This is a genomic window from Streptomyces sp. NPDC028928, assembly GCF_055564915.1.
Genome location: NZ_JBVHVI010000012.1, coordinates 89421 through 115087 on the forward strand (window position 1 = coordinate 89421; position 25667 = coordinate 115087).

General features: G+C 70.9%; 30 protein-coding genes. 19 read left to right on the forward strand and 11 right to left on the reverse strand.

The genetic code is table 11. The annotated features are described in order from the left end of the window. Positions 1-9: 9 nt before the first annotated feature. Together ACZ4U1_RS27400 and ACZ4U1_RS27405 are read left to right on the forward strand one after the other, a co-directional pair. Positions 10-945, forward strand: coding sequence for an amino acid ABC transporter permease (locus ACZ4U1_RS27400; protein WP_467906803.1), 936 nt, complete (start codon positions 10-12; stop codon positions 943-945). Beyond that, positions 942-1748, forward strand: coding sequence for an amino acid ABC transporter ATP-binding protein (locus ACZ4U1_RS27405; RefSeq protein ID WP_467906805.1), 807 nt, complete (start codon positions 942-944; stop codon positions 1746-1748). The genes ACZ4U1_RS27400 and ACZ4U1_RS27405 overlap by 4 nt, the downstream gene beginning before the upstream one ends. Before the next feature lie 58 nt (positions 1749-1806). Here the strand turns inward: ACZ4U1_RS27405 and ACZ4U1_RS27410 are convergent, their stop codons facing one another. Then, complete coding sequence (locus ACZ4U1_RS27410) at positions 1807-2565, reverse strand: class I SAM-dependent methyltransferase (protein ID WP_467906807.1); 759 nt, start codon at positions 2563-2565, stop codon at positions 1807-1809. Between the two features lie 99 nt (positions 2566-2664). Between ACZ4U1_RS27410 and ACZ4U1_RS27415 the strand changes: the two genes are divergently transcribed. Further along, positions 2665-3294, forward strand: coding sequence for a CGNR zinc finger domain-containing protein (locus ACZ4U1_RS27415; RefSeq protein WP_467906809.1), 630 nt, complete (start codon positions 2665-2667; stop codon positions 3292-3294). Here ACZ4U1_RS27415 and sodX read toward each other — a convergent pair. Further along, on the reverse strand, positions 3198-3632 hold the full coding sequence (sodX, locus tag ACZ4U1_RS27420; protein ID WP_467907037.1) for a nickel-type superoxide dismutase maturation protease: 435 nt from the start codon (positions 3630-3632) through the stop codon (positions 3198-3200). The two genes, ACZ4U1_RS27415 and sodX, sit on opposite strands and share 97 nt — an antisense overlap. 145 nt (positions 3633-3777) lie before the next feature. On the opposite strand from sodX, the gene sodN reads away from it, so the two are divergent. The 4 genes from sodN (at position 3778) to ACZ4U1_RS27440 (ending at position 6082) form a co-directional block, all read left to right on the forward strand. Beyond that, positions 3778-4173, forward strand: a complete 396-nt coding sequence (sodN, locus tag ACZ4U1_RS27425; RefSeq protein ID WP_030339082.1) for a superoxide dismutase, Ni — start codon at positions 3778-3780, stop codon at positions 4171-4173. A 273-nt stretch (positions 4174-4446) separates the two neighbouring features. Then, on the forward strand, positions 4447-4848 hold the full coding sequence (locus tag ACZ4U1_RS27430; protein WP_467906811.1) for a helix-turn-helix transcriptional regulator: 402 nt from the start codon (positions 4447-4449) through the stop codon (positions 4846-4848). 34 nt (positions 4849-4882) lie between these two features. After that, positions 4883-5299, forward strand: coding sequence for a VOC family protein (locus tag ACZ4U1_RS27435; RefSeq protein WP_467906813.1), 417 nt, complete (start codon positions 4883-4885; stop codon positions 5297-5299). A gap of 42 nt (positions 5300-5341) precedes the next feature. Further along, on the forward strand, positions 5342-6082 hold the full coding sequence (locus ACZ4U1_RS27440) for a VOC family protein (RefSeq protein ID WP_467906815.1): 741 nt from the start codon (positions 5342-5344) through the stop codon (positions 6080-6082). Between the two features lie 39 nt (positions 6083-6121). On the opposite strand, the gene ACZ4U1_RS27445 is transcribed toward ACZ4U1_RS27440, so the two are convergent. The 5 genes from ACZ4U1_RS27445 to ACZ4U1_RS27465 all read right to left on the reverse strand — a co-directional run bounded on the left by ACZ4U1_RS27445 (position 6122) and on the right by ACZ4U1_RS27465 (position 10272). Continuing rightward, complete coding sequence (locus tag ACZ4U1_RS27445; RefSeq protein ID WP_467906816.1) at positions 6122-6454, reverse strand: DUF952 domain-containing protein; 333 nt, start codon at positions 6452-6454, stop codon at positions 6122-6124. 42 nt (positions 6455-6496) lie between these two features. Further along, positions 6497-6829, reverse strand: a complete 333-nt coding sequence (locus ACZ4U1_RS27450) for a hypothetical protein (protein ID WP_467906818.1) — start codon at positions 6827-6829, stop codon at positions 6497-6499. A 26-nt stretch (positions 6830-6855) separates the two neighbouring features. Next, positions 6856-7440, reverse strand: a complete 585-nt coding sequence (locus ACZ4U1_RS27455; RefSeq protein WP_467906820.1) for a dihydrofolate reductase family protein — start codon at positions 7438-7440, stop codon at positions 6856-6858. A gap of 170 nt (positions 7441-7610) precedes the next feature. Continuing rightward, positions 7611-8753: a family 2 encapsulin nanocompartment cargo protein polyprenyl transferase gene (locus tag ACZ4U1_RS27460; protein WP_467906822.1), complete on the reverse strand. Its 1143-nt coding sequence runs from the start codon at positions 8751-8753 to the stop codon at positions 7611-7613. Positions 8754-8865: 112 nt separating this feature from the next. Further along, positions 8866-10272, reverse strand: coding sequence for a family 2B encapsulin nanocompartment shell protein (locus tag ACZ4U1_RS27465; protein WP_467906824.1), 1407 nt, complete (start codon positions 10270-10272; stop codon positions 8866-8868). A gap of 327 nt (positions 10273-10599) precedes the next feature. On the opposite strand from ACZ4U1_RS27465, the gene ACZ4U1_RS27470 reads away from it, so the two are divergent. Beyond that, the gene (locus ACZ4U1_RS27470) at positions 10600-11193 is read left to right on the forward strand and encodes an N-acetylmuramoyl-L-alanine amidase (protein ID WP_467906826.1); all 594 of its coding nucleotides are present in this window, start codon (positions 10600-10602) and stop codon (positions 11191-11193) included. A gap of 66 nt (positions 11194-11259) precedes the next feature. Further along, complete coding sequence (locus ACZ4U1_RS27475) at positions 11260-12192, forward strand: 1-aminocyclopropane-1-carboxylate deaminase/D-cysteine desulfhydrase (RefSeq protein ID WP_467906828.1); 933 nt, start codon at positions 11260-11262, stop codon at positions 12190-12192. Here the strand turns inward: ACZ4U1_RS27475 and ACZ4U1_RS27480 are convergent. Beyond that, the gene (locus ACZ4U1_RS27480; protein WP_467906830.1) at positions 12189-13772 is read right to left on the reverse strand and encodes a Na+/H+ antiporter; all 1584 of its coding nucleotides are present in this window, start codon (positions 13770-13772) and stop codon (positions 12189-12191) included. The genes ACZ4U1_RS27475 and ACZ4U1_RS27480 overlap by 4 nt on opposite strands. Positions 13773-13832: 60 nt before the next feature. Here ACZ4U1_RS27480 and ACZ4U1_RS27485 point away from each other — a divergent pair, with 60 nt between their 5' ends. The 3 genes from ACZ4U1_RS27485 (at position 13833) to ACZ4U1_RS27495 (ending at position 15961) form a co-directional block, all read left to right on the forward strand. Then, positions 13833-14093, forward strand: a complete 261-nt coding sequence (locus tag ACZ4U1_RS27485; protein ID WP_356161233.1) for a UBP-type zinc finger domain-containing protein — start codon at positions 13833-13835, stop codon at positions 14091-14093. Between the two features lie 321 nt (positions 14094-14414). Next, positions 14415-14831 carry an ATP-binding protein gene (locus tag ACZ4U1_RS27490; protein ID WP_009190566.1) on the forward strand — a complete coding sequence of 139 codons (417 nt, stop codon included), beginning with the start codon at positions 14415-14417 and terminating at the stop codon, positions 14829-14831. 17 nt (positions 14832-14848) lie between these two features. After that, positions 14849-15961 carry an RNA polymerase sigma factor SigF gene (locus tag ACZ4U1_RS27495; RefSeq protein ID WP_467906832.1) on the forward strand — a complete coding sequence of 371 codons (1113 nt, stop codon included), beginning with the start codon at positions 14849-14851 and terminating at the stop codon, positions 15959-15961. Between the two features lie 16 nt (positions 15962-15977). Here ACZ4U1_RS27495 and ACZ4U1_RS27500 read toward each other — a convergent pair whose 3' ends face one another. Continuing rightward, positions 15978-16439 (reverse strand): hypothetical protein, encoded by a 462-nt coding sequence (locus ACZ4U1_RS27500; RefSeq protein WP_467906834.1) that lies wholly within the window; start codon positions 16437-16439, stop codon positions 15978-15980. Between the two features lie 136 nt (positions 16440-16575). Between ACZ4U1_RS27500 and ACZ4U1_RS27505 the strand changes: the two genes are divergently transcribed. Together ACZ4U1_RS27505 and ACZ4U1_RS27510 are read left to right on the forward strand one after the other, a co-directional pair. After that, a complete protein-coding gene (locus ACZ4U1_RS27505) occupies positions 16576-17544 on the forward strand; it encodes a diacylglycerol/lipid kinase family protein (protein ID WP_467906836.1) in 969 nt (322 codons plus the stop codon). A 321-nt stretch (positions 17545-17865) separates the two neighbouring features. Next, positions 17866-18123 carry a WhiB family transcriptional regulator gene (locus tag ACZ4U1_RS27510; RefSeq protein ID WP_003992873.1) on the forward strand — a complete coding sequence of 86 codons (258 nt, stop codon included), beginning with the start codon at positions 17866-17868 and terminating at the stop codon, positions 18121-18123. 198 nt (positions 18124-18321) lie between these two features. Here the strand turns inward: ACZ4U1_RS27510 and ACZ4U1_RS27515 are convergent, their stop codons facing one another. Together ACZ4U1_RS27515 and ACZ4U1_RS27520 are read right to left on the reverse strand one after the other, a co-directional pair. Continuing rightward, positions 18322-19788 (reverse strand): sensor histidine kinase, encoded by a 1467-nt coding sequence (locus ACZ4U1_RS27515; RefSeq protein ID WP_467907038.1) that lies wholly within the window; start codon positions 19786-19788, stop codon positions 18322-18324. Between the two features lie 331 nt (positions 19789-20119). Then, positions 20120-20734, reverse strand: a complete 615-nt coding sequence (locus ACZ4U1_RS27520; RefSeq protein ID WP_467906838.1) for a TetR/AcrR family transcriptional regulator — start codon at positions 20732-20734, stop codon at positions 20120-20122. A gap of 92 nt (positions 20735-20826) precedes the next feature. Between ACZ4U1_RS27520 and ACZ4U1_RS27525 the strand changes: the two genes are divergently transcribed. The 5 genes from ACZ4U1_RS27525 (at position 20827) to mctP (ending at position 25528) form a co-directional block, all read left to right on the forward strand. Continuing rightward, positions 20827-21579 (forward strand): SDR family oxidoreductase, encoded by a 753-nt coding sequence (locus tag ACZ4U1_RS27525; protein ID WP_467906840.1) that lies wholly within the window; start codon positions 20827-20829, stop codon positions 21577-21579. A gap of 156 nt (positions 21580-21735) precedes the next feature. After that, positions 21736-22521: a glucosamine-6-phosphate deaminase gene (nagB, locus tag ACZ4U1_RS27530; protein ID WP_467906841.1), complete on the forward strand. Its 786-nt coding sequence runs from the start codon at positions 21736-21738 to the stop codon at positions 22519-22521. Between the two features lie 210 nt (positions 22522-22731). Further along, the gene (locus tag ACZ4U1_RS27535; RefSeq protein ID WP_467906842.1) at positions 22732-23493 is read left to right on the forward strand and encodes a GntR family transcriptional regulator; all 762 of its coding nucleotides are present in this window, start codon (positions 22732-22734) and stop codon (positions 23491-23493) included. A 146-nt stretch (positions 23494-23639) separates the two neighbouring features. Continuing rightward, the gene (locus ACZ4U1_RS27540) at positions 23640-23903 is read left to right on the forward strand and encodes a DUF3311 domain-containing protein (RefSeq protein WP_467906843.1); all 264 of its coding nucleotides are present in this window, start codon (positions 23640-23642) and stop codon (positions 23901-23903) included. Then, complete coding sequence (gene mctP, locus ACZ4U1_RS27545; RefSeq protein WP_467906844.1) at positions 23900-25528, forward strand: monocarboxylate uptake permease MctP; 1629 nt, start codon at positions 23900-23902, stop codon at positions 25526-25528. The genes ACZ4U1_RS27540 and mctP overlap by 4 nt, the downstream gene beginning before the upstream one ends. Positions 25529-25667: the final 139 nt, after the last annotated feature.

Here is a 25667-nt window from a genome sequence, read left to right on the forward strand (position 1 = left end):
GCAATACCCGTGACTGACATCGACAAGACGGCGGGGCCGAAGGACACGCCCCCGGCCGGCGCGGAGGCCATCAAGGCCATCCCGGTCCGGCACTACGGGCGGTACGTCTCCGCCGTCATCGCCATCGCGATCTTCGTCGCGATCATCTACGCGTTCGGCCAGGGCAGGATCAACTGGAACGCGGTACCGGACTACTTCTTCGACGACCGGATCATGACCGGTGTCGGCAAGACCCTCCTGCTGACGGTGCTGTCGATGCTGATCGGCATCGTCGGCGGCATCCTGCTCGCCGTGATGCGGCTGTCGAAGAACCCGGTGACCTCGTCCATCGCGTGGTTCTACATCTGGTTCTTCCGCGGCACCCCGGTCCTGGTCCAGCTGTTCCTCTGGTTCAACCTGGGCCTGGTCTTCGAGTACATCAACCTGATGCCGTTCTACAAGGACTACTGGTCGAACTTCATGACGCCGCTGCTGACGGCGTTGCTCGGCCTGGGTCTGAACGAGGCGGCGTACATGGCCGAGATCTGCCGGGCCGGCCTGCTCGCGGTGGACGAGGGCCAGACCGAGGCGGCCCACGCGCTCGGCATGAGCCACAGCAAGACGCTGCGCCGGGTGGTCATCCCGCAGGCGATGCGCGTGATCGTGCCGCCGACGGGCAACGAAGTGATCAACATGCTGAAGACGACCTCGCTCGTGGCGGCCGTCCAGTATCCCGAACTCTTCCGCTACGCCCAGGACATCGGCCAGAACTCCGGTGCCCCGGTGGAGATGTACTTCCTCGCGGCGGCCTGGTACCTGATCATGACCTCGGTGCTGAGCGTGGGCCAGTACTACATCGAGCGGTACTACGCACGCGGCTCCAGCCGTCAGCTCCCGCCGACGCCGTGGCAGAAAGTGAAGACGAACATGCTGTCCCTGGGCCGGCCCAAGGGAGGCATGGCATGACCGACAAGCTGAGCAAGACCCAGGACGCGGCGCCGCAGAGCACCGTCCCGATGGTCAAGGCCGAGGGCGTCCACAAGTCCTTCGGCCAGGTGGAGGTGCTCAAGGGCATCGACCTGGAGGTGAAGCCGGGCGAGGTGTTCTGCCTCATCGGCCCCTCCGGTTCCGGCAAGTCGACCTTCCTGCGGTGCATCAACCACCTGGAGAAGATCAACGCCGGTCGGCTGTACGTCGACGGCGAGCTGGTCGGCTACCGCCAGCAGGGCGACAAGCTGTACGAGCTGCGTGACCGCGAGGTCGCCATGAAGCGCCGGGACATCGGCATGGTCTTCCAGCGCTTCAACCTGTTCCCGCACATGACGGCCGTCGAGAACGTCATCGAGGCGCCGGTGCAGGTCAAGGGCGTGAACCGGACGCAGGCCAGGGAACGCGCCATGCAGCTGCTGGAGCGCGTGGGCCTGGCCGACCGGGCCGGGCACTACCCCTCGCAGCTCTCCGGCGGCCAGCAGCAGCGCGTGGCGATCGCCCGGGCGCTGGCCATGGACCCGAAGCTGATGCTGTTCGACGAGCCGACCTCGGCCCTGGACCCGGAGCTGGTCGGTGACGTCCTGGACGTCATGCGCGACCTCGCCGAGTCCGGGATGACCATGGTCGTCGTCACCCACGAGATGGGCTTCGCCCGCGAGGTGGGCGACAGCCTGGTGTTCATGGACGACGGTGTGGTGGTGGAGTCCGGCAACCCGCGGGACGTCCTGACGAACCCGCAGCACGAGCGGACGCAGTCGTTCCTGTCTAAGGTGCTCTGAGACTCGACACAGAGAGGGGCGGTACGGGCTTCCCGTACCGCCCTCTCCGCTTGAGGTCCTACTTGAGGGCGAGCAGCAGCGTGTCGGAGGGCGAGCACCACACCGGGCGAGCCTCGGCGAACCCCTTGTCGCGCAGGACGCGCGCGTGCCAGGCGGCCGGCGGCGTGTCCCCGTCGGCGTGCTCGCCGTAGATCTCGAAGCGGCGGGCGGTCGGCTCGCCGAGGACCGGGTCCTGGGCGGCCAGCTGCCACCAGTCGGCCCAGTCCAGGGCGCCGTCCCGCTTGGCCTGATCCATGCGGGCGCGGCGCTGGGCGCGTTCGGCCGCGTTGATCCGGGGCGTGGTGTCGTCGATCATGTGGTCCGCGTTCATGAAGACACCGCCGTCGCGGACCAGCTCCGCGACCTGACCGTAGAGGGCCGCGAGGGGTTCGCTGTGCAGCCAGTGAAGGGCCGTTGCGGTCAGTACGGCGTCGTACGAGTCGTACGGCAGCTTCGCCGGCCAGTCCGGGTCCTTGAGGTCGGCGGTCACGAGGGAGACCCGGTCGTCGCCCTCGAAGGTGCCCTGCGCGATGGCGAGCAGCGCCGGGTCGAGGTCGACGCCGGTGCTGGTGGCCTCGGGGAAGCGGCGGAGCAGCCGGACGGTGATACTGCCGGTGCCGCAGGCGAGGTCGAGCACGCGCGGGGCCGTACCGACGAACGCCTCGACCATGTCGAGCATGATCCGGAAGCGTTCCTCGCGGTCCGGCATGTACCACTCCTGCTGCCGGTCCCAGCTCTCCTGCCAGGCTGCCCAGTCGGTTCCGGCACTCGTGGTCATGGAACTCCGACTCCCCTCGGTTCGCGTAATACCCTGGAAGCACGACCGGCTGTTACCGACCGCAGACCCGACGATAATGCGCGCCCGTAAGGACTACAAGTGGAACTGGCCTATTACTCGGATTACGCCGTACGTCTCGTGAACAGCGAGGAACCGGCCCGGGGGAAGGACACCCTGACCACGGTCGAGGCCGTCCGCGATCTCTTCGGCGACAACTCGTCGGCGGCCCGCCGCGCCACCGACGCGGACGTCACGCGCTTCCGCTCGGTCCGGGCCAGGCTGCGTGGGGTCTTCGAGGCCGCCGACAAGGGCGACGAGACGCTGGCCGTGGACCTGCTGAACTCCCTGCTGCTGGAGTTCCCGGTCAGCCCGCAGATCTCCGGGCACGACCACCGCGACGAGGACGGCCGCCCCCTGTGGCACATGCACCTGGCCGACCACCCGTCCAACGCCACCGCCGGCTACGCGGCGATCGCGGCGATGGGCCTGGCCTTCCACCTCACCGAGTACGGCGTCGACCGCCTCGGCCTGTGCGAGGCCGCCCCCTGCCGCAACGCCTACCTGGACACCTCCACCAACCGCTCCCGCCGCTACTGCTCGGACCGCTGCGCCACCCGCGCCAACGTGGCCGCCTACCGGGCCCGCAAGCGCCTGGAGGCCGACCGGTCGGGCAGCAGCGGCCTCGCCGCCGAGAGCGCCCAGCGCAGCAGCGCGAGCGGCGACCGCTGACCGGTCTTGACCGGCCGGAACCGGAACAAGGCCTTCCCGAGGATCAGCTCCTCGGGCACCACCCCGTAGTCCGTGCTGTCCCCGCCCGCGTACGGGTTGTCGCCGAGCACCCACCAGCCGCCCTCGCGCCGCTCCACGGCACGCTTGACCACCAGCAGGTCCTGCTGGAACGGATGGCGCAGCACCACGACGTCACCGGGCCTGACCACACCCCCGTACCGCACCAGCAGCTGGTCCCCGTGGTGCAGCGTGGGCACCATGGACGGCCCCGTCACCTCGGCGATCCCGAAGGGCGCCCCGGCCCTCCCCCGTTCGGTCTCCTGCGACAGCTCCGGCATCCCCGGCACCTCCCCGGTCCGTTCCTCCACCAGTCTCAGTCTCACCCTGGACTTTTGTCCTAAGCCCTAGGGGGCACCCGAGAAATCGCCTTCCCCAGGGAGTAATGTCGCACCTGAGAAGACGATCACGAGGAAGGAATGCTCCATGCTTTCCCGCCTGTTTGCCCCCAAGGTCAAGGTCAGCGCCCACTGCGACCTGCCCTGCGGCGTGTACGACCCGGCCCAGGCCCGCATCGAGGCGGAGTCGGTGAAGGCCGTCCAGGAGAAGATGGCCGGTAACGACGACCCTCACTTCCAGGCACGCGCCACCGTCATCAAGGAGCAGCGCGCGGAGCTGGCCAAGCACCACGTCTCCGTGCTCTGGAGCGACTACTTCAAGGCCCCGCACTTCGAGAAGTACCCGGAGCTGCACCAGCTGGTCAACGACGCCCTGAAGGCCCTCTCGGCCGCCAAGGCGTCCACCGACCCGGCGACGGGCCAGAAGGCGCTGGACTACATCGCCCAGATCGACAAGATCTTCTGGGAGACCAAGAAGGCCTGATCTTTCTCACGCCTTCTGACCCGCGGTTGCTTTGACCGCGGCGTCTCCCTCCCCGCACCCGGTCCCCAGGCCGCCGCACACGGCGTCCATGACGGACCGGGTGCGGTCTTTTCCGCCCGGCCGCAGCGGCCCGGCCGACGCGTCAGCCCCCGGCGGAGGAGTGGGTGGGGTCGGCCGCGAGCCAGTCCGGGGCGAGGGTGGTCGTCGTGGGGCCCGGGTCGCCGGCCGCAGCGACGCGGTCGAGGCTGACCGGTCCTGTGCGAAGCTGGGGCAATGACCGCCCTGGAGGACCTGAGACGGCTGCGCCGGGTGCGCGACCGGATGGACCGGGAGTACGCCGAGCCGCTCGACATGACCGTGCTGGCCCGTGACGCGCTGATGTCCCCGGGCCACTTCCAGCGCAGCTTCCGCAAGGCGTTCGGGGAGACGCCGTACAGCTATCTGATGACCCGACGGATCGAGCGGGCCAAGACGCTGCTGCGCCGGGGCGATCTCACCGTGACCGAGGTGTGCCTGGCCGTCGGCTGTACCTCGCTCGGTTCCTTCAGCTCCCGGTTCACCGAGCTGGTCGGCGAGACGCCGAGCGCCTACCGCGCCCGCGACCACGAGGAGAGCGCCGCGATCCCGCCCTGCGTGGCCCGCCGGCTGACCCGGCCCCGCCGCCGCCCGTACTGAAGCGCCGTGCGCCCGCCGGTTCTAGGGTGAGTCCATGGACGTGAAACTCGCGCAATGTTTCATCGCCGTGGACGACCACGACAAGGCCATCGCCTTCTACCGCGATGTGCTCGGTCTGGAGATCCGCAACGACGTGGGCTTCGAGGGGATGCGCTGGGTGACCATGGGCTCCCCGCTCCAGCCGGACGTGGAGATCGTCCTGGAGCCGCCGGACGCGAGCCCGGACGCCTCCCCCGCGGACAAGCAGGCGCTCAACGAACTCCTCGCCAAGGGCCTGCTGCGCGGGGTCATCTTCACCACGCCCGACTGCGACGCGCTCTACGAGCGGGTACGGGAGTCCGGCGCCGACGTCCTCCAGGAGCCGATGGACCAGCCGTACGGGGTCCGCGACTGCGCCTTCCGGGACCCGGCGGGCAACCAGCTCCGTTTCCTGGAGCGGCCCGCGGACTGAAATCCCCGAGTCCGCCGGGGACTTCCCGCCTACACTCCCCGGATGACGATCCGCTGGACCTACGCCTTCGCCGACCGCCCCGCCGCGCGCCTCGCCGACGCGTGCGCCTTCTGGACGGCCGCCACCGGCACCCGGCTGTCCGCGTTCCGGGGCGACGACGGCGAGTTCGTGACGCTGCTGCCCGAGGGGACGGACCCGGGCGTGAAGCTCCAGGGCGTCACCGAGGGCGACGGCGGCGCCCATGTCGACCTGTGCACCGAGGACGTACGGGAGTTGATCGCGCTCGCCCGGCGACTGGGCGCGGATCCGGTGGCGGACCACGGTGACTGGGCCGTACTGCGCTCCCCCGGCGGTCAGTTGTTCTGCGCCGTGCCCTGGCACGGCGAGACGGTACGGCCACCGGTGGTGTCCGGCAGCCGCCTGGACCAGGTGTGCCTCGACATCCCGCCGTCCCGGTACGACGCCGAGTCCGCGTTCTGGGCCGGGTTGACCGGCTGGGACCTGCTGGCGGGCTCCCGGCCGGAGTTCGCCGTGCTGCGCCCGCCGGCGGGCCTCCCGCACCGGCTGCTGCTCCAGCGGCTGGACGGGGAACGCCCGGCCTCCGCTCACCTGGACCTCGCCTGCGCGGACACCGCCGCGGTCCGCGCCCGGCACGAGGAACTGGGCGCCGTCGCCGTACGGGAGGGCACCCACTGGACGGTGATGCGCGACCCGGCCGGCGGCACGTACTGCCTGACCGGCCGCGACCCGGAGACGGGCGGCCTGCCGGCCGGCGTCGGATAGAGCCGCTTCCCCTCGGGTCAGCCCCAGGTCAGCCCCAGGTCACCCCCAGTTCTCCACGTCCACCACGGCCTCGACCGGCACGGGGCCGTACACGTGCGGGAACTCCTCCCCGCCCGGCTCGGCGGCCTCGTACTTCACCGGCGCCCCGACCCGGGCCGGGTCCACGACCAGGACGACCAGCTGGTCCGGGCCGTCGTAACCGCCGTAGAGGAACTCGGCGATGCGCGGGAGCTGGTCGCGGGTGGAGAAGTGGATGAAGCCCTCCTCCTGAAGGGTGCGGCCCCGGGTGGACATCTCGTACGCGCCGCGTTCGCGCGCCGCCTCCCACAGGGAGCGCTCGGTGATGTGGACGATGTACGGCAGCTTCGGCATGGGCCCACGCTACGGCGTCCCCCGACGGCCCCTGAACGGTTTTCAGAGGGCGCGGTTCTCCGCGCCCGCCGCCGACGGGTCTTCCGGACCACCGTCACCCGGCCGGACCGGCGCTCCGGCGGGAGCGTCGGCGCCGGCAGGGTCGGAGTCGGCAGGTCGGTCGGAGCCGGCCCGCTCGGAACCGGCAGGCCGGGCGGAGTCGGCGGCCCGGGCCGAGTCGCTGGGCCGGCCGGGCTCGGCGTACGCCGCGCAGTCGGGGTTGCGGCACGGACCGGCGACCCAGACCGGCACCCAGGCGCCCAGGGTCTTGTGCCGCTTGACGACCGTCTCGACGGGCTGTCCGCACACGGGACAGACGTGTCCCTCGCTGTCCATGTCCTCAGGGTAGGTCGGCGCGGGCCTCAGCGCTTCCTGCCGTACGTCCGCACCAGCGCGCCGCTGCCGAAAGTGCGCAGGGACTCCAGGGTGAACTCCGTGAGGTCCAGACCGGCGCCGAACATCGGCATGCCCTTGCCGTAGACGAGCGGGTAGGTCTTGATGACGAGTTCGTCGATCTCCTCGAGCAGGGCTCCGGCGATCCGCGAGCCGCCGCACAGCCAGATGTCGAGCCCGCCGTCCTCCGCCTTCAGCGCGCGGACGCGGCCGGTCAGGTCGTCGGCGACGATCTCGACGTTCGGGTCGGGCGAGGCGCCGAGGGTGCGGGAGGCGACGTATTCGCGCAGGTGGCCGTAGGGGCTGGTGATGCCCTCCCGCAGGGCCAGGTCGTAGCTGCCCCGGCCCTGGACGACCGTGTCGAAACGCTTGTTCCCCAGGTGATCGATGCCGAACGCCTTGCGGACGTGGGTGGGCAGGGCGTCCGGCAACTCCGTCCTGAGGTAGTCCAGGAACTCCTCGTCCAGGAAGCGGTACATCGCGGAGCCGTCACCGTGCTCGTCGCCGATGAATCCGTCGATCGAACAGGCGACGACGTACGAGAGCTTGCGCAAGCGGGTCTCTTTTCATTCGCTCCAACTGTAGTGGTTCATTTGTAGTACTTCATTTGTCGTGACGCAAGGGGTTTGCGGGGACAGGCCGGAGTCCCCGGTGACCGTGCGGGGTCAGGAGCCGCACGGGCCGGGGACTCCGGGTTCTTCCCGGCCGCCGGAACGGGCGGCCGTCAGCTGGTGCGGCGGGTCACGAACTCGGCGAGCGCCAGCAGTCCGCCCGCCGCCTCGGGATCGGGGATCGCGCGGGCCAGCTCCTGCATGGCCCGGGCCATCCGGTCGGCCGCCTCGGCCTGCGCCCAGTCCCGGCCGCCGGCCCGCTCCACCGCCAGCGCGGTGCGCGCGATCTCCCCGGCCTCCGCCTCCTCCGCGCGGTACGGCCTGCCGTACAGCTCGGCGAGTTCGGCCGCCGCCGGGGTGCCGGAGGTGAGCGCCGCCACCACCGGCAGGGACTTCTTGCGGGCGGCGAGATCCGCGCCGGCCGGCTTGCCGGTGTGCCGCGGGTCACCCCATATGCCGATGACGTCGTCGATCAGCTGGAAGGCGAGCCCGGCCTGACGGCCGAAGCCGTCCAGCGCGGCCACGTCCTCGTCGTCGGCGCCCGCGTACAGCGCGCCGAGCGCGCAGGCACAGCCCAGCAGAGCGCCGGTCTTGGCCTCGGCCATGGCGAGCACCTCGTCCAGGCCGACCGCGTCCGGTGCGCGCCGCTCCAGGTCGGTGTCGGCGTGCTGGCCCTCGCACAGCTCCACGACACAGGCCGCGAGCCGGGCCGCGGCCGGGACGGAGGCCGGGTGCGGGTCCTCGGCGAGCAGCCGCAGGGCCAGCGCCTGGAGGGCGTCCCCGGCGAGGATCGCGTCGGTGTCACCGAACACGGCCCAGGCCGTCGGCCGGTGCCGGCGGGTGGTGTCCCGGTCCATCACGTCGTCGTGCAACAGCGTGAAGTTGTGGACCAGTTCGACCGCCGCCGCGGCCCGGACCGCCGCCGTCCGGGCCGCCGGTCCGCCGAGCGCGGCGGCGGCCGCCAGCACGAGCGCCGGTCTGATCGCCTTGCCCGCGTTGCCCGCCGCCGGGCTGCCGTCGGCGTGCTGCCAGCCGAAGTGGTACAGCCCGATCCGGCGCATGGAGCCGGGCAGCGACTCCACGGCCGCGCGCAGCTCCGGGTCGACCAGGGCACGGGTGCGCTCCAGCTGTGCCGCCGCCTCCTGCGGGTCGGCCGGGCCGGCGCCTTCCCCGGTCTTCTCCGGCGGCTCCCCCGCTGTGCCGGGACGCGGCACACCGGAGGAACGCTCTTCGGTCTCCGTCATGAACTCGGCCATGCCTCCCCCTCGTCAGGTCCGCGCAGGCCGGCGTCACCGGCCTTGCCGGACGCATACCCGGAGGGCCTACCCGCCCCGGCGGGCGGGGACACGGCCGCGACGTGCGGAGACGTCACCTCCACCGGCCGATCTCGACGTTCTCCAGCACGCCGAGCGCGTCGGGCACCAGCACGGCGGCCGAGTAGTACGCCGTCACCAGGTACTTGATGATGGCCTGCTCGTTGATGCCCATGAACCGGACCGACAGGCTCGGCTCGATCTCGTCCGGGATGCCGGACTGCCTCAGGCCGATGACACCCTGCTCGGCCTCGCCGGTACGCATGGCGATGACGGAGGTCGTACGGGCCGCGCTGATCGGGATCTTGTTGCACGGGTAGATCGGCACCCCGCGCCAGGTGGGGATGCGGTTGCCGGCGATGTCGATGGTCTCCGGGACCAGTCCCCGCTTGTTCAGCTCACGTCCGATCGCGGCGATCGCGCGCGGGTGGGCCAGGAGGAGCTTGGTGCCCCGGCGGCGGCTGAGCAGCTCGTCCAGGTCGTCCGGGCTGGGCACGCCGTCGTGCGGCTGGATCCGCTGGTCGTACTCGCAGTTGCTGAGCAGGCCGAACTCCGGGTTGTTGACCAGCTCGTGCTCCTGGCGCTCCTTCAGCGCCTCGACCGTGAGCCGCAGCTGCTGCTCGGTCTGGTTCATCGGCTGGTTGTAGAGGTCGGCCACACGCGAGTGGATGCGCAGCACGGTCTGGGCGATGCTCAGTTCGTACTCGCGGGGCCGTGGCTCGTAGTCCACGAAGGTGTGCGGGATGTCGGGCTCGCCGGAGTGGCCGGCCGCCAGCTCGACCTCCTTCTCGCCGTACTTGTTGGTCCGCTGCTCGGGGATCGAGCGCAGGCGTTCGAGGTGCGCGCGCAGCGAGTCGGAGCGCTCCGCGACCTGTTCGAAGTCCTGGCGGCTGAGGATCAGCACCGTGGTCGGGGTGTCCGCGCGGACGGTGTACTCCCAGATCGCCTCCGGGTCGAGCAGCGCCTGGTCGCCGAAGTAGGCGCCGTCGGCGAGCACGCCGAGCACGGCGTCGTCGCCGTAGGGGCCCGTGCCGACCTTCTCCACGCGGCCGTGGGCGAGCAGGTAGACCTCGTCCGTCTGGTTGCCGAAGTCGGCGATCACCTCGCCGGGAGCGAAGTCGCGCTGACGGCAGCGCCGGGCCAGCTCCGTCAGCACCTCCTCGTCCTCGTACGCCCGCAGGGCCGGCAGCTCGCCCAGTTCGTTCGGGATGACCTCGACCTGGTCGCCGGTCTTCACGAAGGTGATGCGGCCGTCGCCGACGGCGTAGGTCAGCCGCCTGTTCACCCGGTAGGTGCCGCCCTGGACGTCGACCCAGGGGAGTGTGCGCAGCAGCCAGCGGGAGCTGATCTCCTGCATCTGCGGAACGGACTTGGTGGTGGTGGCCAGGTTCCGCGCTGCCGCTGTCCCGAGGGACTGCTGCGGCCTGCCCTGATCCGTGCGGACCTCTTCGCCTACCGACATAAAGAAATGCCTCCCATGTCATGCCCGGTGCCGATGCGCACGAGCACCGGTCTCGCGTCCGAGCCTTCCAGCACGGACTGTGGTGGCGCCATTACCCGAAAGAGCGGGAATGGATCATCGGATTACCGGGCACAAAGAGGGACCTCGCCCAGGCCCGCCCAGACCGGCCCCGGCCCGTCCGCCCCCCCGCCCGGCCTGCGCCGGCTGTCCGGATCGGCTCGCACACCATGCGAACGATGTGTACCGGGACGTCCGGTTTCGGTAGAAGCAGGCAGGACATCCGGCCGCGATCGGCGGCCGGACGGGCACGGCACGAAGGAGTCGGGCATGGCCCCACCCATGTCGGCGAGCGGGTTTCTGGACGCGCTCCGGGCGGAGGGCGTCACGGTCGTCGAGGTCGGCGACTGGCAGCACCACAACCGCAATCACAAGGGCCCCTGGGGGCCCGTCCACGGTGTGATGATCCACCACTCGGTGACCCGGGGCAGCGAGCACACGGTGGAGCTGTGCCGCGACGGCTACGACGATCTGCCGGGGCCGCTGTGCCACGGTGTGATCACGAAGGACGGCACGGTCCACCTGGTCGGCTACGGCCGCGCCAACCACGCCGGGCTCGGTGACGACGAGGTGCTGCGCGCGGTGATCGCCGAGAAGGGGCTGCCGCCGGACAACGAGGCGAACACCGACGGCAACCGGCACTTCTACGGCTTCGAGTGCGAGAACCTCGGCGACGGGGAGGACCCGTGGCCGGTGGAACAGCTGGACGCGATCGAGCGGGTCGCCGCGGCGCTGTGCCGCGCCCACGGCTGGACCGAGAGATCGGTCATCGGCCACCGGGAGTGGCAGCCGGGGAAGGTGGATCCGCGGGGCTTCACGATGTCGTGGCTGAGGGAGCGGGTGCGGGAGCGGCTGAAGGACTAGGGGGTGGGGCCGGCGCGGGCGGGCGCCCCGTCCCGCCCAGCCCCCGCACCGGGCGACAATGAGACCGTGACCAGCCCGGACTCCCTCAGCCCCCGTCTCCCCTCCCCCCTCCGGGAAGTGCGGGACAGCCGGTTCGAGCGGCACGGCATCCGGCTGCTGCTCAAGCGGGACGACCTCATCCACCCCCACGTCATCGGCAACAAGTGGCGCAAGCTCATGCCGAACATCGCGGCGGCGCACGGCCGCGCGCTGGTCACCTTCGGCGGGGCCTACTCCAACCACCTGCGGGCCACCGCCGCGGCGGGCCGCCTGCTGGGCCTGCCCACCACGGGTGTGGTCCGCGGGCAGGAGCTGGCGGACCGCCCGCTCAACCCGTCCCTGGCCCGGTGCGCGGCCGACGGCATGCGGCTGCACTTCGTGGACAGGTCGACGTACCGCCGCAAGTCGGAGCCGGAGACCCTGGCCGCGATCCTGCGCGCGGCCGGCGCCGAGGGCGCGTACGTCGTGCCCGAGGGCGGGAGCAACGCGGAGGCGGTGCGCGGCTGCCGTGACCTCGGTGCGGAGCTGCGGGGCCACGCCGAGGTCGTCGCGGTCGCCTGCGGCACCGGCGGCACCCTCGCCGGACTCGCCGCCGGGCTGGCGGTCGGCCAGCGGGCGCTCGGCATGCCGGTCCTGAAGGGCGGCTTCCTGGAAGCCGACGTACAGACCCTGCAGGAACGTGCCTTCGGTGCCCGCAGCGGCACCTGGTCCCTGGACGACCGCTTCCACTGTGGCGGTTACGCCCGGACGACACCGGAACTGGAGGCGTTCGCACAGGACTTCGAGCAGCGGCACGGACTGCCCGTGGAACGTCTCTATGTCGCCAAGTTGCTGTACGGACTCGTCACCCTGGCGGAGGAGGGCGCCTTCGCGCGCGGGACGGCGATCGCCGCCGTCGTCACGGGACGGCCGTTCCCGGAGCCCCGGGCCGCCCCCTGGTCGGCCGCCCCGGAACGCTAGTGGGCCTCCCTGAAGGCCGCCGCCTCCTCCAGGTCCAGGCGTCTCAGCAGCGCGCGCAGCATCTCGTCGTCGATGTAGCGCAGGTCACGGAGCTTGACGAAGACCTCGCGTTCGGCACCGATCATCTCGCGGGACAGCCGGCGGTAGGTGTCGTCCACGGACTCGCCGGTGATCGGGTTGACCTGGCCGAGCCGCTCCCAGACGGCGTTGCGGCGGCGCTCCAGGACCATGCGCAGCCGGTCGGCGAGCGGCGGCGGCAGGGCGTTGCGCTCGTCGGAGAGGAGGTCGTCCAGCCGGGCCTCGGCGGCCCGGGAGGCCTGCGCCTGGGCATTGGCCTCGGCGAGCGTCTCGGCCTGCCGGTCGCGGCCGGGGAACCGCAGCAGCCGGATCAGGGGCGGCAGCGTCACGCCCTGGACGACGAGGGTGCCGATGACGGTGGTGAAGGTCAGGAAGAGGATCAGGTTGCGGGGACCGTCGGGCATGGTCGGCGGGATCGCGAAGGCGATGGCCAGGGAGACGACCCCGCGCATGCCGGCCCACGAGGTGACCATCGCACCCCGCCAGGTGGGGTTCTCCTCGCGCTCCCTGATGCGCGCGGACAGCAGCCGGGGCAGGAAGGTGGCCGGGTAGACCCAGACGAACCGGGCCACCACCACGACCGCGAAGACGGCGAGCGCGTACCAGGCGGCGGAGGTGCCCTCGTACTCACCGAGCCGCTTGAGGACGATCGGCAGCTGCAGGCCGATCAGGGCGAAGACCGCGGACTCCAGCACGAAGGCGACCATCTTCCACACCGCCTCCTCCTGGAGCCGGGTGGCGAAGTCGACCTCCCACGCGCGGTGGCCGAGGTACAGGGCGACGACCACGACCGCGAGCACCCCGGAGGCGTGCACCCCCTCGGCGGCCCCGTAGGCGACGAACGGGATCAGCAGCGAGAGGGTGTTCTGCAGCAGGGGCTCGGTCAGGTGCGTGCGCAGCCAGTGCAGGGGCGCCATGAGGACGAGGCCGACGCCGACACCGCCGACCGCGGCGAGCGCGAACTCGCCGATACCGCCGGCCCAGGTGGCCCCCTCGCCGACGGCGGCGCCGAGCGCGACCTTGTAGGCGGTGATCGCCGTGGCGTCGTTCAGCAGGGACTCGCCCTGGAGGATGGTGGTGATCCGGGAGGGCAGGCCGACCCGGCGCGCGACCGCCGTCGCGGCCACCGCGTCCGGCGGTGCCACCACCGCGCCGAGGACCAGCGCGGCGGTCAGCGACAGACCGGGGACGAGCAGATAGGCGGCCCAGCCGACGACGACGGTCGCGAAGAGCACATAGCCCACCGAGAGCAGCGCCACCGGCCGCAGCTGCGCCCGCAGGTCGAGGTAGGAGCTGTCGCTCGCCGAGGTGTACAGCAGCGGGGGCAGCAGCAGCGGCAGGACGATGTGCGGATCGAGGGTGTAGGACGGCACCCCGGGGATGTACGAGACCGCCAGTCCCACCGCGACCAGCAGCAGGGGCGCCGGCGCGGGCGTGCGCCGGGCCGCCGCGGCCACCGCGGCACTGCCCGCCACCAGCAACAGCAGCGGCATCACGTCCATGGTCCTCGCCCACCCTCGTCTTCGCGCGGCCACCCGCACACCCGTCGTAATCTGGCAATCATGAAACAGTGCACGCACGCCGCCGCGCTGCCGCACCCGGAACCGGAACCCCTCGAACCGACCTGTCCCGAGTGCCTGCGGGACGGCACCCACCCCGTCCAGCTGCGGCTGTGCCTCACCTGCGGCCACGTCGGCTGCTGCGACTCCTCGCCGGGACGGCACGCGACGGAGCACCACGAGAAGTCCGGTCACCCGGTGATGCGGACCTTCGAACCCGGCGAGGACTGGCGGTGGTGTTTCGTCGACCACGTGCTCGTGTGACCTGGTGGGATGCGCTCGTGTGAGCGAGACCGTCCCGCCTGACCGCCTTCTCGTGTGACACTGCATGCGGCGGCTGCCGCACGACGGTTCGAGCGTCTGACGTCTGGGTACGTCAACCCGGCGCGCGCTCTTCCCTTTTGGGCCCGCAAACCCTCTAGACACGGAGCGTATCCACAGCTTTACTGTGAGTGACGCCAGGGGGTTGGGGTCCCGGGGACAGCAACGTTCGGAGCGCGATAGCGTCACCGCTTGAACCACGTACGCGTTACCCCGGGGGGCGACCCTCGGCCCCGTAAAGCTTGTACCACCATGGAGGTGAGGGTGTCCCAGATCGCAGGCGAGCCCGCGGCGAACCAGGACTTCGTGGAAGTCCGGCTGCCGGCTGCGGGTGCCTACCTGTCGGTGCTGCGGACGGCCACGGCCGGTCTGGCGGCCCGCTTGGACTTCACCCTGGACGAGATCGAGGATCTGCGCATCGCCGTGGACGAGGCGTGCGCGATCCTGCTCCAGCAAGCCGTGCCCGGCTCGGTGCTCAGCTGTGTCTTCCGGCTCGTGGACGACTCGCTGGAGGTCACGGTGTCCGCGCCGACCACGGACGGCCACGCCCCTTCGCGGGACACCTTCGCCTGGACCGTGCTGTCGGCCCTCGCGGGCAAGGTCTCCTCCGCCGTGGACGAGGACAAGACGGTCTCGATCAGCCTCTACAAACAGCGCGGCGCCGGCCCCGGGCCGGCGTGAGGAACGGGGACGGGCCGGTGCGGGACGAAGAGCGCGGCACACGGGAGCTGCCGACCGGGGACGGGGGTGCCCCCTGGTCGACCAACGCCGAGACCTCCGGGGCGAGCCCCCGGGACGGTTCCCGGCGCATGGCGGACGGCATCGACGGCATCCCCGAGCAGGCCAGGCCGCACCCGGAGGACGACTCCGCGCGGGCCGGCGGTGACGATGCCGCAGAGGGCACGCCACCCCAGGCACGCGACGGCGCCGGAACCGGGGTCCGCGCGGGGGCGAGGGCTCGGGGAAGGGCTACGGGCGGGACGATGAGCGAGCACGAGCGAAACGCCGAGGACGACGCGCCGGGCACGGAGGCCGTACAGGCCGTGCAGCACGACGCCCAGGACCGCAGCGGGGCGCGGGCGATGTTCATCGAGCTGCGCACCCTGCGGGAGGGCAGCGCGGAGTACGCGGAGCTGCGCAACCAGCTGGTCCGTATGCACCTGCCGCTCGTGGAGCACCTGGCGCGCCGCTTCCGCAACCGCGGCGAGCCGCTGGACGACCTCACCCAGGTCGCCACGATCGGGCTGATCAAGTCCGTCGACCGCTTCGATCCCGAGCGCGGCGTGGAGTTCTCCACGTACGCCACCCCGACCGTCGTCGGCGAGATCAAGCGGCACTTCCGCGACAAGGGCTGGGCGGTCCGGGTGCCGCGCCGGCTGCAGGAGCTGCGGCTCGCGCTGACCACCGCGACGGCCGAGCTGTCCCAGCTGCACGGCCGCTCCCCGACGGTCCACGAGCTGGCCGAGAAACTCGCCATCTCCGAGGAGGAGGTCCTGGAGGGCCTGGAGTCCGCCAACGCGTACTCCACGCTGTCCCTGGACGTCCCCGACACGGACGACGAGTCGCCGGCGGTCGCCGACACCCTGGGCGCCGAGGACGAGGCGCTGGAGGGCGTGGAGTACCGCGAGTCCCTCAAGCCGCTGCTGGAGGACCTGCCGCCGCGCGAGAAGCGGATCCTGCTGCTGCGCTTCTTCGGGAACATGACCCAGTCGCAGATCGCGCAGGAGGTCGGCATCTCCCAGATGCACGTCTCCCGGCTGCTGGCCCGCACACTGGCCCAGCTGCGGGAGAAGCTCCTCGTCGAGGAGTAGGCCCGCTCGGCGGGCGTTACTCGGACCGGCCCGGTCCCTTGATCCCGAGGGCCCGGGTCGTCTCGCCGTTGACGAGGAGCACCAGCGCCGCCACGGCGACCGCCGTGACGGCGATACCCACGGGGACGGCCACGCCGTCGGAGTGGAGCAGGTTGTAGGCCACCGGAAGGGCCATGACCTGGGTGATCACCGCGGGGCCCCGGCTCCAGCCGCGCCGCAGCAGCAGACCGCGCGCGGCGAGCAGCGGCAGCAGCGCGAGGGCGGCCAGGGTGATCCCGAGGGTCACGGCCTGCTGCCGGTCGTCCGGGTCGCCGGAGAGTCCGAGGACGAGCACCCACAGGCCGCCCGCCAGGAGGGCGACGCCCTCCAGCCCGGCCAGCGCCGCCGCGTACGTCAGCCGGCGCGGGCGCGGCTCGGCCGCCGGGTCGGCTGCGGCGGCTTCGGCGGTGTCCGGGGCGGGGTTCTGCTGACTGCTCACCCCAGCAGGGTAGCCCTCCCCCTCCGGCGCCCGGCCGCGCCCCGCGCCCCCGAGTGTCCAGGCTCACGCCCCGGTCTCTTACCGGATCCCTACCTCGGTCTGGGCCGGGTACCCCCCAGTAGGTACGCTGCCATGCATGCGTGCACTTCTCGTGGTCAATCCGGCGGCTACCACCACAAGCGCACGCAGACGTGATGTGCTGATCCACGCGCTGGCGAGCGAGATGAAGCTGGAGGCGGTCACCACCGAGTACCGCGGCCACGCCCGCGACCTCGGCCGGCAGGCGGCGGAGAGCGACGACATCGACCTGGTGGTGGCCCTCGGCGGCGACGGCACGGTGAACGAGGTCGTCAACGGCCTCCTGCACGCCGGCCCCGCCCCGGACCGCCTGCCCGGTCTGGCCGTCGTCCCCGGCGGTTCCACGAACGTCTTCGCCCGCGCCCTGGGCCTGCCCAACGACCCCGTCGAGGCCACCGGCGCACTGCTGGACGCGCTGCGCGAGGGCAGCGAGCGGGTCGTCGGCCTCGGGCTGACCTCGGGCACGCCGGGCACCGAGGACGAGGCGGTGCCGGCCCGCTGGTTCACCTTCAACGCCGGGCTCGGGTTCGACGCGGGCGTGGTGGGCCGGGTCGAGCAGCAGCGCGAACGCGGGAAGAAGTCGACGCACGCGCTCTACGTCCGTCAGGTGGTCCGGCAGTTCCTCGGCGAGCCGAACCGCCGGCACGGCACGATCACACTGGAGCGGCCCGGCGCGGACCCGGTCCAGGATCTGGTCGTCGCCATAGTCTCGAACACGTCCCCGTGGACGTATCTCGGCAATCGCCCCATGTATACGTCGCCTAAGGCCTCGTTCGACACCGGCATCGACGTACTCGGTCTCAGCCGCCTGTCGACCGCCGCGGTTGCCCGGTATGGCACCCAGTTGCTCACTTCGTCCCCCGAGCGGGGACCACAGGGAAAGCACGCCCTCTCGCTGCACGATCTGGACCAGTTCACCTTGCATTCGAAGGTGCCTCTGCCCCTGCAGATGGACGGTGACCACCTGGGGCTGCGTACGAGCGTGACGTTCACAGGCGTACGCCGTGCACTGCGTGTGATTGTGTGAGCGGAACGGGCGAAAGTCCTTTCACTCGAACGTTTAGGCCAGGATCCACCCCATGGAAGTACGGCTGTGACCTAGTCGACACCGAGGAATCAAAAAAAACTTTCCGGAAGGGGTTGTATCCGTCGCTGAGGTTTGCGAGTCTCTACGTGGCGATCGGGACGGCCCGCAACACCGGCCTCCACTGATCACCGGAACCCCTCTTCAAACACAGGACCACGCCGGGTGAAGACCCGACGGTCGGCCCTTCACTTGTTGAGGGATTCGTGAAAGCGTTCACATTCACAAGCAACTTGCACGTAATACCAAGGAGAGGTAGCAGCCATGGACTGGCGTCACAACGCCGTTTGCCGCGAGGAAGACCCCGAGCTCTTCTTCCCCATCGGCAACACCGGTCCTGCGCTGCTGCAGATCGAGGAAGCCAAGGCCGTCTGCCGTCGCTGCCCGGTGATCGAGCAGTGTCTGCAGTGGGCGCTTGAGTCCGGCCAGGACTCCGGCGTCTGGGGTGGTCTCAGCGAGGACGAGCGCCGCGCCATGAAGCGCCGCGCCGCCCGCAACCGGGCTCGTCAGGCCTCCGCCTGACATACCCACCCCTGCTGACAGCCTGAGCTTGGCGGCGCGCACAGCACGTACGCATCTCCCGCCCCCGAGCCGCAGCGCGCAGTATCCCCCGATGCGCATAGCTTCGAGCTTTAGCCCCGGTTCACACCAAGTGGCCCGGGGCTCAATGCTGTTCGGGGCCGGGATGCCGTTCAACCGGGTCGTCGGCAGCCGGCGGGCTTACTTCTGCGCCCGCACCGGAATGTCGAGGATCACCCGGGTCCCCCGCTCCGGTGCCGGCAGCATGTCGAACGTTCCGCCCAACTCGCCCTCCACCAGGGTCCGTACGATCTGCAGGCCGAGGTTGCCCGAGCGGTGCGGGTCGAAGCCCTCGGGCAGGCCGACCCCGTCGTCCTGGACGGTGACCAGCAGCCGGGCCTCCTTGGTGGTGCCGCCCCGCACCGCCGAGACCTCGACCGTGCCGGTGTCGCCCTCACGGAAGCCGTGCTCCAGGGCGTTCTGCAGGACCTCGGTGAGCACCATGGACAGCGGGGTGGCGACCTCGGCGTCGAGTATCCCGAACCGTCCGCTGCGCCGGCCGGTCACCTTGCCCGGCGAGATCTCGGCCACCATGGCGAGCACCCGGTCGGCGATGTCGTCGAACTCCACCCGCTCATCCAGGTTCTGAGACAGCGTCTCATGGACGATGGCGATGGAGCCGACCCGGCGGACCGCCTCCTCCAGCGCCTCCCGGCCGCGCTCGGACTCGATGCGCCGGGCCTGGAGCCGGAGCAGCGCGGCCACCGTCTGGAGGTTGTTCTTCACCCGGTGGTGGATCTCCCGGATGGTGGCGTCCTTGGTGATCAACTCGCGTTCGCGGCGCCGCAGTTCGGTGACGTCCCGCAGCAGCACCAGCGAACCGATGCGCGTCCCCTTGGGTTTGAGCGGAATGGCCCGGAACTGGATGACGCCGTCGCCCGACTCGATCTCGAACTCGCGTGGCGCCCAGCCGCTGGCCACCTTGGCCAGCGCCTCGTCCACCGGCCCCCGGGTCGGGGCGAGTTCGGCGGTGGTCTGCCCGAGGTGGTGGCCGACCAGGTCGGCGGCGAGGCCGAGCCGGTGGTAGGCGGACAGGGCGTTCGGCGAGGCGTACTGGACGATACCGTCCGCGTCCAGCCGGATCAGGCCGTCGCCGACGCGCGGGGAGGCGTCCATGTCGACCTGCTGGTCGGGGAAGGGGAAGGAGCCGGCCGCGATCATCTGCGCCAGGTCGGAGGCGCTCTGGAGATAGGTCAGCTCCAGCCGGCTCGGGGTGCGCACGGTGAGCAGGTTGGTGTTCCGGGCGATCACGCCGAGGACCCGGCCCTCACGCCGTACGGGAATGGACTCGACCCGTACGGGGACCTCCTCGCGCCACTCCGGGTCGCCCTCGCGCACGATCCGGCCCTCGTCCAGGGCGGCGTCCAGCATGGGCCGCCGGCCGCGCGGGACCAGGTGGCCGACCATGTCGTCCTGGTAGGAGGTGGGGCCGGTGTTGGGCCGCATCTGGGCGACCGAGACGTACCGGGTGCCGTCCCGGGTGGGGACCCACAGCACCAGGTCGGCGAAGGAGAGGTCGGAGAGCAGCTGCCACTCCGAGACCAGCAGGTGGAGCCACTCGAGGTCGGAGTCGTCGAGGGCGGTGTGCTGGCGTACGAGTTCGTTCATGGAGGGCACGTCTGCGAGCGTACCCGGGGCCTCGTGGATGGCCGAAAAAACACCCGCGGGCCGCGGCGCCTGGAAGGGACCCTCAACCCTCCCGGCACCGCAGCCCGGAGCATCATCGGCCGTGGGGTGTGCGGTCCCGGTCGGCCGAAGTCGAGGAGCCGGTGCAGTCAGGGCAGAGAGCGCCGGTTCCTCTGTCCGCCTTCCTGTGCGGGGAAGACGGAGGCTTGTTCTACTCGATTGTGGACTAGACCACGAGGGCGTGTCCATGGTGCGGAGGCGTCCCGCCGCGAGGGCACCGGCACGCGATGCCACGCAGCCTAGCCCGCCCGGGTCAGTCGTGGGGCCAGATGGTCATGGCAATTTCCGCGAGTGCTTCCAGTTCCTCCCGGCGTGCGCCGTCGCGGGCCTGCTGGGACATGCCCTGGATCATCGCACCGGCGTGCCGGGCGAGGGCGGCGGCGTCGGTGCCGGCGGGCAGCAGGCCGGCCGCGATGTCGGCCCGGATCCGGGCTTCCAGCCGGGCGATGTTGGCGTTGCGCAGCTCGCGCAGCAGCGCCTCGACCTCGGGGTTGGTGCAGTTGGTGGCGGCGTGGACGATCAGGCAGCCGTGCGGGTGGGCGGGGTCGGTGTACTCGGCGGCGGCCTCGCGGAGCATGCGCGCGACGCCCGCACGGGCCGTCGGTTCCTCGGCGAGGGCGCGGTCGGTGAAGGCTCCGTGCGTGCTGGTGTAGACGCGGACGACCTCGTCGAACAGGGTGCGCTTGTCCCCGAAGGCCGCGTACAGACTGGGGGCGCCGATGCCCATGATCCGGGTGAGGTCGGAGACCGAGGTGGCCTCGTACCCGTGCTCCCAGAAGGTCATCAGCGCCTTCTCCAGTGCCGTGGCCCGGTCGAAGGAGCGCGGCCGGCCCCGCCCCTTCGCTGGTGTGTCCTGACGCGTCGCCATGCGGACCATTTTATAGCGAGCCCTAGAAAACTGTCGGCGGGGTGGTGTACGGTTTTTTTGTAGCGACCGCTAGACAAATGAGAGGGACAGACATGGGTGCGCTCACGGGGAAGACAGCGCTGGTCACGGGCGCGAGCCGGGGCATCGGGCGGGGGATCGCCGAGCGGCTGGGGCGCGACGGGGCGCGGGTGGCGGTGCACTACGGGAGCAACGAGAGCGCCGCGAAGGAGACGGTCGCGGCGATCGAGGAGGCCGGCGGCTCGGCGTTCCCGGTCGGGGTGGAGCTGGGCACGCCCGGGGACGCCGAGCGGCTGTGGGCGGAGTTCGACCGGCACGCGGACGGGCTGGACATCCTCGTGCACAACGCGGGCATCGGCACCTCCCGCCCGTTCGCGGAGATCGAGGAGGAGGAGTACGACCGGCTCTTCGCGGTGAACGTGAAGGCCCCGTTCCTCCTCACCCGGCTCGGGGCGGAGCGACTGCGGGACGGCGGGCGGGTGGTCACCATATCGTCCGGCCTGTCCCGGACCGCCGCGATGCCCGACCTGATGGCGTACTCGATGACGAAGGCGGCCCTGGACGTCTTCACCCGGGACCTGTCCAAGGTGCTCGGCCCCCGCGGGATCACGGTGAACTCGGTGGCGCCCGGCATCGTGGACACCGACGTCAACGCCTCGTGGCTGCGCGCGAGCGACGAGGCGTGGCAGCAGGCCGCCGCTCACTCGGCGCTGGGCCGGGTGGGCACGCCGGCGGACATCGCGGACGTGGTGGCCTTCCTGGTCTCGGAGGACGGCCGCTGGGTGACCGGTCACTGGCTGGACGCGACGGGAGGCTCCCTCACCTGAAGCTCTCCCCCGCCCTTCCCGAGCTTCTCCCCCACCGTCTCCCCGACTTCCCCGGCCTCTCCCCGGGTCCTCGCACGCGCCCTCGAACGCCGATTCTGTTAGATTGGTCTAAACCACATAGAGACGCACAGAGCCCTCTCAGAAGGCAGGCCCAGCGTGGAAGTTGTCATCGTTCCGGACGCCGCGGCGGGCGGCGAGCTGATCGCCGAGGCCATGGCCCAGCTGCTGCGACGCAAGCCCGACGCCCTGCTCGGCGTGGCCACCGGCTCCACCCCGCTGCCCATCTACAAAGCGCTGACCGCCAAGGTCCGCTCCGGCGCCGTGGACGCCTCCCGGGCGCGGATAGCCCAGCTCGACGAGTACGTGGGGCTGCCCGCGGACCACCCCGAGTCCTACCGCTCGGTGCTGCGCCGTGAGGTGCTGGAGCCGCTCGGCATAGGCATGGACGCGTTCATGGGCCCGGACGGCACGGCCCAGGACGTCCAGGCGGCGTGCGAGGCGTACGACCGCGCGCTCGCCGAGGCCGGCGGGGTGGACCTGCAACTGCTCGGCATCGGGACCGACGGGCACATCGGGTTCAACGAGCCGTGCTCCTCGCTCGCCTCGCGCACCCGGATCAAGACGCTGACCGAGCAGACGCGGATCGACAACGCCCGCTTCTTCGACGGGGACATCGAGCAGGTCCCGCACCACGTCATCACCCAGGGCATCGGGACGATCCTGGAGGCGCGGCACCTGGTGCTGCTCGCCACCGGCGAGGGAAAGGCGGACGCGGTCGCCGCGACCGTCGAGGGTCCGGTCGCCGCCGTCTGCCCCGCCTCGGCGCTCCAGCTCCACCCGCACGCCACGGTGGTCGTCGATGAGGCTGCCGCGTCCAAGCTCAAGCTGGTCGACTACTTCCGGCACACCTATGCCAACAAGCCGGAGTGGCAGGGGATCTGATCTCGGGAACCGATCCCGGGATCCGGTCTCCGCACCCCTCCCGCGCCCTCCCTCACCCTCCTGTGGACTAGACCAACAGCGGGTGCAACGGTATATAGAGGAGATCACGGAGCGTGCGGGTGGAGTGCTGACACGGCAACCCGTGCCACGATGTGACCGTGGCCGATGGGATGTCGGTCGCTTTCGGCACCGGAGCCGGGAAGGCAGAGCATGAGCACCGACGTCAGCAGTGCGGAGAACGAGGCCGGCACAACCCGTACCGCGCGCGTGCCCAAGTACTACCGCTTGAAGAAGCACCTGCTCGACATGACGGAGACCCAGGCGCCGGGCACACCGGTCCCGCCCGAGCGCACGCTGGCCGCCGAGTTCGACACCTCCCGCACCACGGTGCGCCAGGCCCTGCAGGAACTGGTGGTGGAGGGCCGGCTGGAACGCATCCAGGGCAAGGGCACCTTCGTGGCCAAGCCCAAGGTCTCCCAGGCCCTGCAGCTCACCTCCTACACCGAGGACATGCGCGCCCAGGGCCTGGAGCCGACCTCGCAGCTGCTGGACATCGGGTACATCACCGCGGACGACCGGCTCGCCGAGCTGCTCGACATCACCGCCGGCGGGCGCGTGCTGCGCATCGAGCGGCTGCGCATGGCCAACGGCGAGCCGATGGCGATCGAGACCACCCACCTGTCGGCCAAGCGCTTCCCGGCCCTCAGGCGCTCGCTGGTGAAGTACACCTCCCTGTACACCGCGCTCGCCGAGGTCTACGACGTCCGCCTCGCCGAGGCCGAGGAGACCATCGAGACCTCCCTGGCGACCCCGCGCGAGGCGGGCCTGCTCGGCACCGACGTGGGCCTGCCGATGCTGATGCTCTCCCGTCACTCGCTGGACCGCGAGGGCAAGCCGGTGGAGTGGGTGCGCTCGGTGTACCGCGGGGACCGGTACAAGTTCGTGGCCCGGCTGAAGCGGCCCGCGGAGTAGCGCAGCGAGGGCGCCGGCCGCCCGAGGGCCCGGCACGTTCGCTGAATCGATATACCGATATGCGGACGAGGTCTTCCACTGTCACGACACCGTCACCTAGATTGCCTGCGCATTACAGGTGATCAGCGAGGGGACGGAGCCGTGGCATGTCCGAAACGCCTGAAGTGAGACCACCGGTGGTGACACCGGCCCGGGTGATCATCGCCCTGTGTCTCGTCGCGCCCTTCGTGGCGATGCTGTGGGTCGGCTCGTACGCCAAGACGGACCCCGCGTTCATCGGGATCCCGTTCTTCTACTGGTACCAGATGCTCTGGGTGCTGATCTCCACCGCGCTCACCATGCTGGCGTACAAGCTCTGGCAGCGTGACCAGCGCGCCCGCAAGGGCGCGAACGGGGGTGCGGCGAAGTGAAGGACGGCGTCAACGGCGTCGCGCTCGGCGTCTTCATCTTCTTCTTCCTGGCCGTCACGGTCATGGGCTTCCTGGCCGCGCGCTGGCGCAGGGCCGAGAACGAGCACTCCCTGGACGAATGGGGACTGGGCGGCCGGTCGTTCGGCACCTGGATCACCTGGTTCCTGCTCGGCGGTGACCTGTACACGGCGTACACCTTCGTCGCCGTACCGGCGGCGATCTACGCGGCGGGCGCGGCCGGCTTCTTCGCGGTGCCGTACACGATCCTGGTGTACCCGCTGATCTTCACCTTCCTGCCCCGCCTGTGGTCGGTCTCGCACCGCCACGGGTACGTCACCACCTCCGACTTCGTGCGCGGCCGGTTCGGCTCGAAGGGCCTGTCGCTGGCGGTGGCGGTGACCGGCATCCTGGCGACGATGCCGTACATCGCGCTCCAGCTCGTCGGCATCCAGGCGGTGCTGGACGTGATGGGCGTCGGCGGCGGCGAGAACACCAACTGGTTCGTGAAGGACCTGCCGCTGCTCATCGCCTTCGGTGTGCTGGCGGCCTACACCTACTCGTCCGGTCTGCGCGCCCCCGCGCTGATCGCGTTCGTCAAGGACACCCTGATCTACATCGTCATCGCGGTGGCGATCATCTACATCCCGATCAAGCTGGGCGGGTTCGACGACATCTTCGCCAAGGCCGGCCAGGCCTTCGGCCAGATCAACCCGGCCACCGGCAAGCCGCGTGGCGCGCTGGCGCCGGCGGAGGCGAACCAGTGGACGTACGCCACCCTGGCGCTCGGCTCCGCGCTCGCGCTGTTCATGTACCCGCACTCGATCACCGCGACCCTGTCGTCCAGGAGCCGTGACGTGATCCGCCGCAACACCACGATCCTGCCGCTGTACTCCCTGATGCTGGGTCTGCTGGCGCTGCTGGGCTTCATGGCGATCGCGGCCGGGGTGAAGGTCACCAACGGGCAGCTGGCCATCCCGCAGCTGTTCGAGGACATGTTCCCGGACTGGTTCGCGGGCGTCGCCTTCGCCGCCATCGGCATCGGCGCCCTGGTCCCGGCCGCCATCATGTCCATCGCCGCGGCCAACCTCTTCACCCGCAACATCTACAAGGACTTCATCAAGCCCGACGCCACGGCCGAGCAGGAGACCAAGGTCTCCAAGCTGGTCTCGCTGCTGGTGAAGGTCGGCGCGCTGGTCTTCGTCCTCACCATGGACAAGACGGTCGCCATCAACTTCCAGCTGCTGGGCGGCATCTGGATCCTGCAGACCTTCCCGGCCCTCGTCGGCGGTCTGTTCACCCGCTGGTTCCACCGCTGGGCCCTGCTGGCCGGCTGGGCGGTCGGCATGGTCTACGGCACCGCCGCCGCGTACGGCATCGCCTCGCCGACGCAGAAGCACTTCGGCGGCAACGCCAAGGAGATCCCCGGCATCGGCGAGATCGGCTACATCGGCCTGACGGCGTTCGTCCTGAACGTCGTGGTCACCGTGGTCCTGACCGTCGCCCTGAAGGCCCTGAAGGCCCCCGAGGGCATCGACGAGACCCGGCCGGAGGACTACACGGCCGACGCCGGCGACCCCGGCGTCGAGGTGGAGCTGCCGCCGGCGACCGCGGGCTCCGCACACTGACGACAGCCCTGAGGGGCGCGGAGAGCCGCACGAGCAACCAGGTACACCCGCAGCGGGGGGGGGGGGGGGGGGGGGGGGGGGGGGGCGGTGTGTTTGTGGCTTCCCGTCTCCCCCCTGGCGGGATGGGGATCGCTCCCCC

Bases quoted from the DNA above. Each gene is read 5' to 3' on its own strand.
- ACZ4U1_RS27540 (WP_467906843.1), top strand. From the start codon at position 23,640: ATGTCCGAAACGCCTGAAGTGAGACCACCGGTGGTGACACCGGCCCGG.
- sodX (WP_467907037.1), bottom strand. From the start codon at position 3,632: ATGCCGGAGCTGTCGCAGGAGACCGAACGGGGGAGGGCCGGGGCGCCC.
- ACZ4U1_RS27445 (WP_467906816.1), bottom strand. From the start codon at position 6,454: ATGCCGAAGCTGCCGTACATCGTCCACATCACCGAGCGCTCCCTGTGG.
- ACZ4U1_RS27535 (WP_467906842.1), top strand. From the start codon at position 22,732: ATGAGCACCGACGTCAGCAGTGCGGAGAACGAGGCCGGCACAACCCGT.
- ACZ4U1_RS27460 (WP_467906822.1), bottom strand. From the start codon at position 8,753: ATGGCCGAGTTCATGACGGAGACCGAAGAGCGTTCCTCCGGTGTGCCG.
- ACZ4U1_RS27485 (WP_356161233.1), top strand. From the start codon at position 13,833: ATGAAACAGTGCACGCACGCCGCCGCGCTGCCGCACCCGGAACCGGAA.
- ACZ4U1_RS27450 (WP_467906818.1), bottom strand. From the start codon at position 6,829: ATGGACAGCGAGGGACACGTCTGTCCCGTGTGCGGACAGCCCGTCGAG.
- sodN (WP_030339082.1), top strand. From the start codon at position 3,778: ATGCTTTCCCGCCTGTTTGCCCCCAAGGTCAAGGTCAGCGCCCACTGC.
- ACZ4U1_RS27510 (WP_003992873.1), top strand. From the start codon at position 17,866: ATGGACTGGCGTCACAACGCCGTTTGCCGCGAGGAAGACCCCGAGCTC.
- ACZ4U1_RS27465 (WP_467906824.1), bottom strand. From the start codon at position 10,272: ATGTCGGTAGGCGAAGAGGTCCGCACGGATCAGGGCAGGCCGCAGCAG.
- ACZ4U1_RS27440 (WP_467906815.1), top strand. From the start codon at position 5,342: ATGACGATCCGCTGGACCTACGCCTTCGCCGACCGCCCCGCCGCGCGC.
- ACZ4U1_RS27520 (WP_467906838.1), bottom strand. From the start codon at position 20,734: ATGGCGACGCGTCAGGACACACCAGCGAAGGGGCGGGGCCGGCCGCGC.
- ACZ4U1_RS27430 (WP_467906811.1), top strand. From the start codon at position 4,447: ATGACCGCCCTGGAGGACCTGAGACGGCTGCGCCGGGTGCGCGACCGG.
- ACZ4U1_RS27435 (WP_467906813.1), top strand. From the start codon at position 4,883: ATGGACGTGAAACTCGCGCAATGTTTCATCGCCGTGGACGACCACGAC.
- ACZ4U1_RS27410 (WP_467906807.1), bottom strand. From the start codon at position 2,565: ATGACCACGAGTGCCGGAACCGACTGGGCAGCCTGGCAGGAGAGCTGG.
- ACZ4U1_RS27405 (WP_467906805.1), top strand. From the start codon at position 942: ATGACCGACAAGCTGAGCAAGACCCAGGACGCGGCGCCGCAGAGCACC.
- ACZ4U1_RS27470 (WP_467906826.1), top strand. From the start codon at position 10,600: ATGGCCCCACCCATGTCGGCGAGCGGGTTTCTGGACGCGCTCCGGGCG.
- ACZ4U1_RS27480 (WP_467906830.1), bottom strand. From the start codon at position 13,772: ATGGACGTGATGCCGCTGCTGTTGCTGGTGGCGGGCAGTGCCGCGGTG.
- ACZ4U1_RS27515 (WP_467907038.1), bottom strand. From the start codon at position 19,788: ATGAACGAACTCGTACGCCAGCACACCGCCCTCGACGACTCCGACCTC.
- ACZ4U1_RS27505 (WP_467906836.1), top strand. From the start codon at position 16,576: ATGCGTGCACTTCTCGTGGTCAATCCGGCGGCTACCACCACAAGCGCA.
- ACZ4U1_RS27525 (WP_467906840.1), top strand. From the start codon at position 20,827: ATGGGTGCGCTCACGGGGAAGACAGCGCTGGTCACGGGCGCGAGCCGG.